General features: G+C 68.6%; 7 protein-coding genes. 3 read left to right on the plus strand and 4 right to left on the minus strand.

All coding sequences use genetic code 11. The features are described from left to right. Window positions 1-19: 19 nt before the first annotated feature. On the plus strand, window positions 20-1912 hold the full coding sequence (locus OHN74_RS35795) for a rhamnogalacturonan lyase (protein WP_327698705.1): 1893 nt from the start codon (window positions 20-22) through the stop codon (window positions 1910-1912). Here OHN74_RS35795 and OHN74_RS35800 read toward each other — a convergent pair. From OHN74_RS35800 to OHN74_RS35810, 3 genes are all read right to left on the minus strand, one after another. Then, window positions 1831-2331 carry a hypothetical protein gene (locus OHN74_RS35800; protein WP_327698706.1) on the minus strand — a complete coding sequence of 167 codons (501 nt, stop codon included), beginning with the start codon at window positions 2329-2331 and terminating at the stop codon, window positions 1831-1833. The genes OHN74_RS35795 and OHN74_RS35800 overlap by 82 nt on opposite strands. A 202-nt stretch (window positions 2332-2533) precedes the next feature. Beyond that, the gene (locus OHN74_RS35805) at window positions 2534-5290 is read right to left on the minus strand and encodes a cellulose binding domain-containing protein (RefSeq protein WP_327698707.1); all 2757 of its coding nucleotides are present in this window, start codon (window positions 5288-5290) and stop codon (window positions 2534-2536) included. A gap of 302 nt (window positions 5291-5592) precedes the next feature. After that, a complete protein-coding gene (locus OHN74_RS35810) occupies window positions 5593-8508 on the minus strand; it encodes a glycoside hydrolase family 48 protein (RefSeq protein ID WP_327698708.1) in 2916 nt (971 codons plus the stop codon). A 277-nt stretch (window positions 8509-8785) separates the two neighbouring features. On the opposite strand from OHN74_RS35810, the gene OHN74_RS35815 reads away from it, so the two are divergent. Next, window positions 8786-10276, plus strand: coding sequence for a cellulase family glycosylhydrolase (locus OHN74_RS35815; protein WP_327698709.1), 1491 nt, complete (start codon window positions 8786-8788; stop codon window positions 10274-10276). Between the two features lie 67 nt (window positions 10277-10343). After that, the gene (locus OHN74_RS35820; RefSeq protein ID WP_327698710.1) at window positions 10344-12050 is read left to right on the plus strand and encodes a glycoside hydrolase family 6 protein; all 1707 of its coding nucleotides are present in this window, start codon (window positions 10344-10346) and stop codon (window positions 12048-12050) included. Window positions 12051-12162: 112 nt separating this feature from the next. Here the strand turns inward: OHN74_RS35820 and OHN74_RS35825 are convergent, their stop codons facing one another. Next, a complete protein-coding gene (locus OHN74_RS35825; protein WP_327698711.1) occupies window positions 12163-12933 on the minus strand; it encodes a phytanoyl-CoA dioxygenase family protein in 771 nt (256 codons plus the stop codon). Window positions 12934-12978 lie beyond the last annotated feature (45 nt).

Raw genomic sequence — 12978 nt, forward strand, 5'->3', positions numbered from 1 at the left:
CCCGCAGGAGGTAGGTACCGTGCAGCACCCGCAGCCGCATGCCCAGCCCCATCCCCCCACCCGCACCAGACGCCGGACCCTGCTGTCCGCCGTGACCGCCGGAGCCCTCGCCGCCGCAGGGCTCGTGGCGCTCTCCGCCGCACCGGCCGAGGCCGCCACCGCCCGGCAGGTCGAGGCGCTCGACCGAGGCGTCGTCAGCGTGCACACCGACAGCGGCAACCTGGTCAGCTGGCGCTGGCTCGGCACCGACCCGAACGACGTGTCCTTCAACGTCTACCGGGCGGGTACGAAGGTCAACTCGACGCCGGTCACCGGCTCCACGAACTACTTCCACTCGGGTGCGGCCGCCCAGGCCGACTACACGGTCCGGGCGATCGTCGGGGGCGTGGAACAGGCCGACTCCGTCCACGCGATCCAGTTCCGCACCGGATACAAGGACGTCCCGATCACCCCGCCCGCCGGCGGCACGACGCCCGACGGGGTCGCCTACACGTACGAGGCGAACGACGCCTCGGTCGGCGACCTGGACGGTGACGGCGCCCTCGACTTCGTACTGAAGTGGCAGCCCACCAACGCCAAGGACAACTCCCAGTCGGGGTACACCGGCAACACGATCGTCGACGGGATCAAGCTCGACGGCACCCGGCTGTGGCGGATCGACCTGGGCCGCAACATCCGCTCGGGCGCGCACTACACACAGTTCCAGGTGTACGACTACGACGGCGACCGCAAGGCCGAGGTCGCCATGAAGACGGCGGACGCGACGGTCGACGGGACAGGTGCCGTCATCGGCAACTCGTCGGCGGACTACCGGAATTCGAGCGGGTACGTGCTCTCCGGGCCCGAGTACCTGACCATGTTCAACGGGCAGACTGGCAAGGCGATGGGCACCGTCGACTACGTCCCGGCGCGCGGCACCGTCTCGTCCTGGGGCGACTCCTACGGCAACCGGGTCGACCGGTTCCTCGCCGGTACCGCCTATCTGGACGGCGCCCGGCCCTCCCTGATCATGGCGCGCGGCTACTACACGCGTACGGTGCTCGCGGCCTGGGACTGGCGGAACGGGGCGTTCACGCGTCGCTGGACCTTCGACTCCAGCTCGTCCACCAACAGCGGCAAGGGATTCGACGGCCAGGGCTCGCACAGTCTGTCCGTCGGGGACGTCGACGGCGACGGCAAGGACGAGATCGTCTACGGGGCGATGGCCGTCGACGACAACGGCAACGGACTGTGGACGACGAAGACGGGACACGGCGACGCCCAGCATCTCGGCGACCTCGACCCGGCGCACGCCGGCCTGGAGTACTTCAAGGTGTCCGAGTCCACCTCCCAGCCGGCCGAGCTGTACATCAACCCGGCGAACGGCGCGGTCAACTGGAAGCTCGCCGCCTGCTGCGACAACGGCCGGGGAGTCGCCGGGGACATCTGGGCGGGCAACGACGGGGCGGAGGTCTGGTCGGCCTCGGACTCCTCGATCCGCGACGAGGCCGGCGCCACCAAGGGCCGCGAACCCTCCTCCGTCAACTTCCTGTCCTGGTGGGACGGCGACCCGGTCCGTGAACTCCTCGACGGCACGCACATCGACAAGTACGGCACGTCCTCCGACACCCGCCTGCTGACCGGCGCGTCGGTCCACTCCAACAACAGCACGAAGGCCACCCCGGCGCTCTCCGGGGACCTCTTCGGCGACTGGCGCGAGGAGGTCGTCTGGGCGACCAGCGACAACACGGCCCTGCGCATCTACTCGACACCGGTCGAGACCGCGACGAAGATCACGACCCTCCTGCACGACACGATGTACCGCACGGGCATCGCCTGGCAGAACACTGCCTACAACCAGCCCCCGCACCCCAGCTTCTTCATCGGCAACGGCATGCCGACGGCACCGAGGCCGACGGTGTACACGCCGTAGCGGACGGCACAGGAACGGCGGCTGTGCGCGTCCGGCACGGCCGCCGTTTCGTGTCCCGCCCCCTCGATCAGCTGAATCCGCCGGAGAAGTCGCCGTTGAGCTGGGCCGAGCAGATGTTGTAACTGCCCTTGGAGCGGCCTGTCTTGGTCTGTCTTTCCGTCGATCGTGACGGAACACTGGACGTCGCCGCCTCCCATGAGCTGTGCGGAGACCTGGCAGTAGAGGGAGTCCTCGTCGACGGTCAGCGTCTTCGTCATGGGCAGCCGACTGCCCTCCAGGTTGGTGCCGTGGCTTCCGTACGTGATGTCGACGCCGTTCGGAGCCGAGCCCCAGACCTTGAACACGGCCTTCCCCTCGGGCGCCGGGGCGGCCTCCTCCTTGGGCGCGGCCTTGGCCTTCGCCGTTTCGGTGACAGTCACGGTGGGAGCGGGTCCGGGCACGCCTTCGGCGGCAGCGCCCACGGTCTTCGTGACGGTGGGTGCCGGGTCGGCGCTCGTCTTCTCCGTGCCACCGCCGCCGGCGGACCCGATGCCGATACCGACGATCAGGATGAATGTTGGAGGTGTGCGGGGGGAAACCGGTGGGCGTGCGCTCCGCCGAGCGCACGCCCACCGGAGTGCGTCAGGCGACCGTGCAGCTCTGGTCGCCCAGCTTGAACGCTGTCGGTTTTCCGTTCGTGCCCGACCAGTTGCCCGTGAACCCGAAGCTCACCGACGAGCCCGCCGTCACGTTCGCGTTCCAGTTCACGTTCTTCGCCGTCACCGCCGCGCCCGACTGGGTGTACTCGGCGTTCCAGAGCTGCGAGACGGTCTGACCGTTCGGGAAGGACCAGCCGAGTGACCAGCCGGCCCAGGCGGTCGTGCCGGTGTTGCTGAGCTTCACGTCCGCCTGGAAGCCGCCCGACCACTCGCTGGTGACCTTGTACGTCACCGTGCAGGCCCCTGTCGGCGTAGTAGGTGTCGGCGTCGGCGTGGGTGTGGGCGTCGGGTCCGTGCCACCTCCGCCGCCACCGCTCGTGTCTGAAGACTCGCCGTAGACGACACCGCGCCCGTTCGTCGACACGTACACGCGCCCGTACACCCTCGGGTCACCGGTGATGGCCGATCCCGTCCAACCCCACTGGTGGGCATCGTCGTTGATGCGAGTCCAGCTCGCGCCCCTGTCCGTGGAGCGGAAGATGCCGCGTACGCCGGCGATCTTCGCGCTCGTGTAGAGCGTCTGGTACGACGCACCCGTCGCCGCCTTGCCGAAGCCGACCGTGTCCGCCTGCTCGACGTTCGACAGCTTGGTGAACGTCGCCCCGCCGTCCGTCGAGTGCCACAGGCCGTACGCACCGTCCGTCGCGCCGCCCGCCAGCCAGATGTCGCCCTTCGTTCCCGGCAGGGCCTTGAAGCGCACGCTGTCGCCGGCCGGGAGACCGGTCGCCGCCGACGCGGTGAAGGTCGCGCCACCGTCCGAACTCGCATAGAACTTGCCCGACTTGAAGCCGTAGAACGTCTTGGGGTCCACCCGGTCCGACTCGACGGTCGCACCCGCCGGGATGCCCGACGAGGCGGCCCACGACGTACCGAATCCCGTCGCGTACTGCACGCCCGTGCCCGCCGGGATGCCCGACGAGGCGGCCCACGACGTACCGAATCCCGTCGCGTACTGCACGCCCGTGCCCGCCGGGCTCCACACGAACCGGCTGCCGTCCGAGGCCGCCGCGATCGTGCCGCCGCCCGAGACGCCCGAAGGGTCGGTCCCCGCGAACCAGTTGGCGCCGTTGTCCGTCGAGAACGCGACATGCGGGCCGGAGTCCAGATCGCCGACGCGGGCCACGATCCCCGGGTTGGTCTCGGCGAAGTCGAGGCTCGTGGTGGTGGTGAAGTTCGGTGAAGTGAACATCATCGAGGGGACCTTGGCGAGATCCGTGTGGCGGAAGCCGCCGATGTCGCCGAGGGCGCTGAGCAGTACCGCCCCGCCCGACGGGGGAGCCGCGAGGTCGTTGACCGCCGTCTCCTCCAGGCCCTGGACCATGGGCTTGATGCTGAACTGACTGCCGCTGTCCCAGTTGGTGAGGTTCTCGGTGCCGTAGATCGTCGCGCCCGTTCCGTACATCATGCGGTTCGAGTTGAACGGGTCGATCTCCAGCGCCTCCGTCATCCACCCCAGTTTCGGCGACTGTTCGGGCGGCGACGGGTTCGCGCCGAAGGTCAGCCACGGTGAGGACGAGACGTCCATCGTGTAGCGGTTCGCGCGGGTGGGGTACGAGGTGTAGTCCCAGGCCTTCGTCCAGGTGCCGCCGCTGTCCGTGGAGCGGAAGAGCTGCGTGTCCGGCCACCAGGAGCTGTACGCCGTCGCCATCACCGTGCCCGGCTTCTGCCGGTCGATCGTCAGACCGCTGAACCCGTAGTAGGTGTCCGCCTCCGCGACCGGGCTGATGTTCGTCCACGTGCCGGTGGCCGTCGCGTACCGCCACAACTGGCCCTTGCCGCCGTCGTAGGGGCCGCCCTTGTCGCTGTACGGCAGGTAGAGGTAGCCGTTCTTCGCGTCCAGTACGCCCTTGTGGGCCAGATAGCCGGTGGGCTGCCCGGAGACCCGCGACCAGGTGGCGCCCGCGTCCGTCGAGCGGTACACCGCGTTGTCCTTGTCGGCGACCCCGACGTAGATCGTGCGGGTCGCGATGCCCGACGTGCCCGTCGACTCGTCGAAGGTGACCCAGACGATGCCCTGGTTGTCGCTGGAGTACCCGCTGGTGTCGGTCGGATCCTGCGCGTAGTTGCCGACGTTGGGGAAGTTCGCCACCTGCGACCAGGTCGCCCCCGAGTCCGTCGACCGCCACAGACCCTTGCCGCTGGGCGCGCCCAGATACAGCACGCTGTTCCGGTTCGGGTCGACCGCGAGGCGCTCACCCATGCCCCGGCCGGGCATGTTGCCGCCCAACTTGAAGGGCAGATCGGCCCGTTGCCAGCTCGCGCCCCGGTCGCCCGACCTCAGTACGGCACCGTTTCCGGGGTCCCAGCTGTTCGTGTACGTGCCGACAGCCGCGTACACCTTGTTCGGGTCCACGGAGTCGGAGGCGAGGCTGACCACACCGGTGTGGCCCCAGCGGTCCCAGCCGACCGAGTCCGTCAGCGGGGTCCATGTCTTCGTCGACTCCTGCCAGCGGTAGGCGCCGCCGATGTCCGTACGGGCGTACGCCAGGTTCTTCTCGGTGCGGTTGAAGACGATGCCCGGGACGAAACCGCCGCCGTCGATGCGGGCGTTCTTCCAGGTGTACGTGTCGGCCGCGAGCGTCACCTCCGCGGCGCTCGGGGCGGCGAGGGCGAGTTGGCTGCCCGCCAGCAGACCGGCGGCCAGGGTCAGTACGGCCGTGAGGATACGGGTTCTTCGCATGGGGGTCCTCTCCGGGTGGGGGATGGGGAAGGCACCGGACGGTAAGCGCTTTCTCCGTATCGCGAGAGTTGCCGGGCTGCCCCCAGTGCGGGTGGGGGCAGCCCGGCCAGGTGGTCCCGTCGTCCGGTGACGAGACCGTGTTCGCGGAGCCATCGAGCGGTTCCGCGGAAGGAGCGGTGCCTACCCCCGCGCCCTGGGAGGGGCGCGGGGGTGTATCCGATGTACGGCTCTGTCGCGCGGAGGCGACCGACCACAACGGATCCGCAGCCGAACGGCTCAATCCGCGGAGCGCTCGGCGGGGGCTATTCGAGTAGCTCCGCGTACGAGCCCATGGCGAGGGCTATGTCCGCCTGGGCCCAGAACCGGTGATAGGTGAACGAGGGCGCGGCGCCGCCCGCCAGGTACGCCTCGATCTTCGACCAGTTGGGGTCGTTCTTGTAGAAGGAGCGGAGCGAGATGAAGGTCGACGACGAGTTGACCGTGTCGCCGTTCGGCATCTTCCCCGTCCAGGCCGACGGCACGTAGACAGCGTCGTCGAACCGGTTGTAGTCGGTGCGGGTCTCCGGAACGGCGATGCCCAGGCTGTCCTGGTAGTTGGCCCACATGCCGTCCAGCAGCGCCTTCGCCGTCGTCGCCGCCTCGGTGTCACCGGAGCGGTCGGCGTAGTACGTCAGCGTCTTGGCGTACGCCGCCGCCACGCCCACGTCGTTGGTGTAGTCGGCCACGGTGACGTGAAGTCCCGCGTTGGCGCCCGGAGTTGTGGCGTTCCAGGTGTCGGGCTGGCCCGACCACTGGAGCGTCGACGGGATGCGGTAGGTGCCGTCGGGGTTGATGGTCGTCTTGGACAGGGCCCAGTCGACCCACTTGTCCAGGACGGTCTTCGCCGCCGCGTTCCCCGTCTGCTGGTAGTACTCGGCGACCCGCTCCATGGACCACGCCTGGAAGCCGAACCACTGGTTGGACGGCGGGTCGTGGTACACCGGCTTCTCGTCGTAGTACATGCCGTAGAAGGTCGACGTACCGGCCGGCGGGGTCGCGTAGCGGCCTGCCCAGCTGTTGGTCGCGCCGCCCGCGATGGCACCCTCGTCGGACTGGAGCCAGCGGTAGAACTCGACCTGCCGCTGCAGTGACTTCGTCCAGTCCGCCTGCCCTGTCGCCGACTTGGGCTTCAGGTCGGCGTACGAGCTGAGCGCGTAGGCGGCCAGGGGGTTCTGGTAGCCGCCGTGCGTGTGGCTGGAGCCGATGCGCCAGGCCCAGCCCGCCGAGGTGTCGGTGGCGCCGCCCCACGCGTAGTACCAGGACATCAGGTAGTGCGAGGCGTCCTTGCCGGTTCCGGCGGCGCAGGCCGTCGGGCCGACACAGTTGCCGATCTTCTTGAAGTACTTGTCGTACATCGAGTAGCGCAGGTAGTCGCCCATCTTGGCCGCCTTGCCGATGGTGGCCGAGACGTCACTGCCCTTGCCCTGCTGCTTCGCCCAGATGTCCGCCCAGTACGCGGCCTGCACGGCGCGCGCGTCGGCGTCCGGGGCGTTGGTGAACTTCCACTGCTTCGCGTACGACGCGTCGCCGGTGAACAGGTCCAGGTACCCGTTCGTACCGCCGTACTTGAAGGCGTCGCAGGTCGGCTGCGGAACGGTCTCCCACACCGATTCCTGCGGTCCGCGCTGGAAGGTGTTGATGTAGGAGGGGCCGGTGTCCGTCGGGCCCGCCTCGCACTTGCCGGGCGAGTTGCCGTAGCCGTACACGTTGTCGACGTCCTGGAGCCAGTGCATACCGTAGACGTCGTCCGTGCCGTACGCGGTCTTCAGCTCGGCCGCGATCGGGTCGGTGCCGACCGAGACGCCGGTGTTGAGCGCAGCCGGGTACTGGCTCGGCAGGTCCCACTCGGGGGCGTACGTCGCCGGTTTCGACGCGTTGTAGAAGGAGTTGGTCGGCTGGTCGGCGTGGGTGGGGATCATGTACTGCTCCATGATCGACCAGGCGCCGTTGAACTTGGTCCAGTCGCCCGTCACCTTGCCGTACATGGCCTGGAGCCACAGGAGGTAGCTGTACGCCTCCGACGTGGTCTCGTGGCCGTGGTCCGGCGCCTCGACGATCAGTGTCTCCACCGAGTGGTAGGGGATGCCCTCGGGGGAGAAGTAGCCGCTCGCCGGGTTGGTGATCTTGCCGTAGAGGTCCAGGAAGCGGGCGTCGTACACCTTCGAGGCCGCCAGCTCGGTGACGGTGACCGTCGCCTTGGCGTGGCCGGTGGCCGTCGAGTCGAAGGCCGCCGATCCGGTGCCCGTCGCGTTGGCGGTGATCGTCACCTTCTGGGCCGTGTTCCAGTTCGACGGCGTGAAGGTGAGCGAGGCGCCGCCCGTCACCGACAGGCCCGTGTTGCCGCTCGCCCGGGCCGTCGCCACGGTCACGTTCGCGCTCGGCTGCGTCGACAGCTTCACGTCGTACGTGCCCGTCTTGCCCTGCTGGACGCCGAGTTGGGTCGGCACGGCGACCACGGCGGGACCCGAGGCGACCGTGATGCCGACCGGGGTGGACGGCGCCGAGGCGCCCAGGCTGTCGTAGGCCTTCGCCAGCAGCGAGTGACTTCCGACGGCCAGGCCGGTGGCCGAGTACGTGTAGGGCGCGGTCGTGTCCGTGCCGAGCAGCGTGGTGTCGTCGTAGAACTCGATCTTGGTGATCGTCGCGTTGTCCGCCGCAGCCGCGGTGGCCGCCATCGGCACCGCGGTGCCCTGCGAGTAGACCGCGCCCGCGGTCGGACTGGTCAGCACCGTGACCGGGGGCTGGTGGGCCCCGGCGCAGGTCGTCCCGTTGATCGCGAACGAGGTCGGCGCCGCGTTGGCGCCGCTGTACGTGAACTGCCCACCGGTGCTGACGGCGGCGCCGGCGGCGATCGTCGCGTTGTACGTCGCGTTCTGCACGGTGACCGTCTGGCCGGACTGGGACCAGGTGCCGTTCCAGCCGTTGCTGAGCTTCTGGTTGCCCGCGTAGGTGTACGTCAGTGTCCAGCCGTTGATGACGTCCGTACCGCGGTTGGTGATCGTCAGATCCGCGGTGAAACCGGACCCCCAGTCGTTCGTCTTGTAGTCGACGCTGCACTGAACTGCCGCCGCTTGTGCGGGAGTTGTGCCCGTCGCGAGCATGGTCAAGGGGAGGGCGAGGGCCGCCACGACAGCGGTCCAGAACCGCCGCGTGACGCGGCGTCTGTGTCGGGGGTGCATGGTGCTGGTTCCTCCTAGCGGGCTCGGAGGTGCTCGTGGAGATGTGGGGAGGAGCAACAAGCCTTGAACCAGTGGGAGCGCTCCCATATTGAAGACAGGCGTGTCAAGGGTCAAGGTGTTTGAAGACTCGAATTGATTCGACGACGTCATCTGATGGAAACACGTCAACCCCTCTGTCCTTTGCCGTCACTTGGCGCTAACTTCATTGACACCAGTGGGAGCGATTCCGTCAGTCGACATGTCCGCAACGACGTGCCCGATCTGCAAGGAGTCGCTCATGCGACACCCTCCGCGTTCAGGTCTTTTAGTCGTGCTCGGCGCTGCCGTCGCCCTTGTGGGCACCGCGGTCGCACCGGTCTTCACGGCGTCGGGAGCCACCCCCGCGTGCACGGTGGAGTACTCGGTCACCAGTACGTGGGACGCCGGCTTCCAGGGCTCCGTCAGGATCACCAACAACCTGGCGGCGCTCAGCAGTTGGAGTCTCACTTTCGACTTCGGCGCAGGTCAGAAGCTCACCCAGGGCTGGAACGCCAAGTGGTCCCAGTCCAACACCACCGTCACCGCGGTCAACGAGAGCTACAACGGCTCGCTGGGCACGGGCGCGAGCGTCAGCGCGGGGTTCATCGCCTCGCGGTCCGGGAGCAATCCCGTACCGGCGTCGTTCAGGCTCAACGGGACGACGTGCAACGTGGATTCGGAGCCGAGTCCCACCCCGACGCCGACTCCCTCGCCCACCGTGCCGCCGGCCCCCGAGGCCGGGGCACCCGCTCTGCACGTGTCCGGCAACAAGCTCGTCGACTCCGGCGGTGCCACCCGGCGGCTGCTCGGCGTCAACCGCTCCGGCGGCGAGTTCGCGTGCGTCCAGGGCAACGGCATCTGGGACGGACCGGTGGACGACGCCTCGGTGAAGGCGATCGCCGACTGGAAGGTCAACACCGTACGCATCCCGCTGAACGAGGAGTGCTGGCTGGGCCTGTCCAACATCAAACCCGCGTACGCGGGCGCCAACTACATCGCCGCCGTCAAGGACCTGGTGGCGAAGGTGAAGGCGCACGGCATGACGCCGATGGTCGAACTGCACTGGTCCTGGGGCCTGTACACGGGCAACTCGGCCGGCTGCTCCGACGTGCACCCCAGCTGCCAGAAGCCGATGCCCGACATGCAGTACTCGCCCGCCTTCTGGACCTCGGTCGCCAACACCTTCAAGGGTGACCAGGCCGTCGTGTTCGACCTGTTCAATGAGCCCTACCCGGACCGCGCCACCTCCACGGCGGCCCAGGCCTGGACCTGCTGGCGGGACGGCGGCACCTGCTCCGGCATCGGGTACGAGGTCGCCGGTATGCAGGATCTGATCGACGCGGTCCGGGCCACCGGCGCCAAGAACGTGATCCTGGCCGGCGGGCTCGCGTACTCGAACGACCTCAGCCAGTGGCTGACGTACAGGCCGACCGACCCGGCGGGCAATCTCGCCGCCGCCTGGCACATCTACAACTTCAACTCCTGCGCCGGCGAAAGCTGCTGGGACTCCACACTCGCGCCGGTCGCCGCCCAGGTACCCCTGGTCGCGGGCGAGATCGGCGAGAACACCTGCGCGCACTCCTTCGTCGACCGGGTCATGAAGTGGTTCGACGACCGCTCCCTGTCCTACCTCGGCTGGACCTGGAACACCTGGAACTGCGCCACCGGCCCGTCCCTGATCTCCGGTTACGACGGCACGCCCACAGCCTTCGGAATCGGTTTGCGCGACCATCTGCGCGCCATCGGCTAGTGCACCAACTCCCCATCCCAGTAAGGCGCTTCTCACCCCACAGGAAAACGAGAGGACATCCGCACCCATGAGTCGTACCAGAACAGCGATCCTCGCCTCCATGGCGCTGGTCGCCGGTGCCACCGGTGCCGCGGTAGCCACCGCGCCCGCCGCCGTCGCCGCGATCCCCTGCACCGTCACCTACACGGTGCAGAACCAGTGGTCCACCGGCTTCACCGCCGCCGTCAGTGTCACCAACAACAGCGCGGCCAAGTCGAGTTGGGCCGTGAAGTGGTCGTACGCCGGTAACCAGCAGGTCACCAGCGGCTGGAACGCGAAGTTCAGTCAGAGCGGCACCGCCGTGACCGCCGCCAACGAGACCTACAACGGGACGCTGGCCACCGGTGGTTCGGTGAGCTTCGGCTTCAACGGCAGCTACAGCGGCACGAACGCGCTCCCGACCACCTTCACCCTCGACGGCGTCACCTGTAACGTCGACGACGGCGGTAGCGGCCCCACGAACCCACCGGGCCCGGGCACCGGCACGAGGGTCGACAACCCGTACACCGGCGCCAAGGTGTACGTGAACCCGGAGTGGTCGGCGAAGGCCGCCGCCGAGACGGGCGGCAGCCGGGTCTCCAACCAGCCCACCGGCGTCTGGCTGGACCGGATCGCGGCGATCAACGGAGTCAACGGCGGGATGGGCCTGCGCGCCCACCTCGACGCGGCCCTCCAGCAGAAGGGCACCGGCGAACTCGTCGTCCAGCTGGTCATCTACAACCTGCCCGGACGCGACTGCGCCGCCCTCGCCTCCAACGGTGAACTCGGCCCGACGGAGATCGACAAGTACAAGACCCAGTACATCGACCCGATCGCGGCGATCCTCGCGGACACCAAGTACGCGGGTCTGCGCATCGTCACGACCGTCGAGATCGACTCGCTGCCCAACCTCGTCACCAACACCGGCAGCCGGGTCACGGCAACGCCCGCCTGTGACGTGATGAAGGCGAACGGCAACTACGTCAAGGGTGTCGGTTACGCGCTCAACAAGCTCGGTGACGTGCCGAACGTCTACAACTACGTGGACGCCGGCCACCACGGCTGGATCGGCTGGGACGACAACTTCGGCGCCTCCGCCGACCTGTTCAAGCAGGCGGCCACCGCCGAGGGCGCGACGGTCAACGACGTGCACGGGTTCATCACCAACACGGCGAACTACAGCGCCCTGAAGGAGAACAACTTCACCATCAACGACACCGTGGCCGGCAAGTCGGTCCGCGAGTCGAAGTGGGTGGACTGGAACCGGTACACCGACGAGCTCTCCTTCGCACAGGCCTTCCGCAACCAGCTGGTCACGGTCGGCTTCCCGTCCACCATCGGCATGCTGATCGACACATCGAGGAACGGCTGGGGCGGCTCCGCACGGCCCACCGGCCCGGGTGCGACGACCAGTGTCGACACCTATGTCGACGGCGGACGCTACGACCGGCGCTTCCAGACCGGCAACTGGTGCAACCAGTCCGGCGCGGGCCTGGGCGAGCGCCCGAAGGCCGCTCCGGCGACCGGGATCGACGCGTACGTGTGGATGAAGCCTCCGGGCGAGTCCGACGGCTCCAGCTCGGCGATCCCGAACGACGAGGGCAAGGGCTTCGACCGGATGTGCGACCCGACGTACACCGGTAACCCGCGGAACAACAACAACATGTCCGGTGCGCTGCCGAACGCCCCGGTCTCCGGGCACTGGTTCTCGGCGCAGTTCCAGCAGCTCATGGCCAACGCCTACCCGGCGCTCTAGGCTCCGCCGGTCAGGCAGTTCTTCTGCCGCGGGCCCGGTGAGCGGCTGGTCGCGCAGTTCCCCGCGCCCCTGTCGGGGGGCGCGGTGCGCCTCCCGACCTCACCGGGCCCGCTCAGACGTCTCTTCCCAGGCCCCGGTGGATCGCGATTTCCACCGGGGAGTACGTCCCGTCGGCACGCTCCAGCTCGTACGGCGCCGCCGGATGCAACGGTGGCTGGGCCATGAAGCGGGGGCGGGTGCCGTGGTGCGGTTGCGCGGCATGGACCAGGAAGGGGTGGCAGAGGTACACGTCGCCGGGACGTCCGGTGGCGTGCGCGAGCGGACGGTGAGCCGAGGCCTCCACCAGTTCCGGGGCGATCTCCAGCCCCGAGACACCCTCCTCGCCGTACGGCTCCAGCAGTGGCGGTACGTCCAGATGCGAACCCACCCGGATGCGCGTCGGGGCGTCCGCCTCGCCTACCTCGCTGAACAGGAACAGCATCAGCAGGGACCGGTCCCGCGAGCGGAGGTTCGTGTACGGCCAGCTCGCGCCCTCGGGGGAGTAGCTGCCTTCGATGTGCCAGCCCGCGTCGTCCGGCTCCTCCTCGTGCGGGAACCGCAGCGGGAAACTGCCCAGCGAATAGCGTGAAGCCCAGCGGCCCTCGCCCACCAGCGCGTCGAACGCCTCATGCAGCACAGGGGTGTTGACCGCGGCGGCGAACGGGCCCTGCGCCATGTCCGACACCCAGTGCACGGGCTTCGTCCAGGTGCCCGGGTCGTCAGGATCGCACCCCGTCTCCCGCCACAGCAGCCGTGCGCAGTGCTCGGCCACACGCGGCGGGAAGGCGCCCTCGACCTTCACGAACCCGTCTTCGAGGAAGCGCTCCACCAGATCGTCGTCCATAGGGACATAGTGGGGGAGCGGGGCGGGCCCGCGCATCCGGTTTTT

The sequence above is a fragment of the Streptomyces sp. NBC_00459 genome (genome assembly GCF_036013955.1).
Taxonomy (GTDB): domain Bacteria; phylum Actinomycetota; class Actinomycetes; order Streptomycetales; family Streptomycetaceae; genus Streptomyces.

Bases quoted from the DNA above. Each gene is read 5' to 3' on its own strand.
- OHN74_RS35810 (WP_327698708.1), bottom strand. From the start codon at position 8,508: ATGCACCCCCGACACAGACGCCGCGTCACGCGGCGGTTCTGGACCGCT.
- OHN74_RS35805 (WP_327698707.1), bottom strand. From the start codon at position 5,290: ATGCGAAGAACCCGTATCCTCACGGCCGTACTGACCCTGGCCGCCGGT.
- OHN74_RS35825 (WP_327698711.1), bottom strand. From the start codon at position 12,933: ATGGACGACGATCTGGTGGAGCGCTTCCTCGAAGACGGGTTCGTGAAG.
- OHN74_RS35815 (WP_327698709.1), top strand. From the start codon at position 8,786: ATGCGACACCCTCCGCGTTCAGGTCTTTTAGTCGTGCTCGGCGCTGCC.
- OHN74_RS35820 (WP_327698710.1), top strand. From the start codon at position 10,344: ATGAGTCGTACCAGAACAGCGATCCTCGCCTCCATGGCGCTGGTCGCC.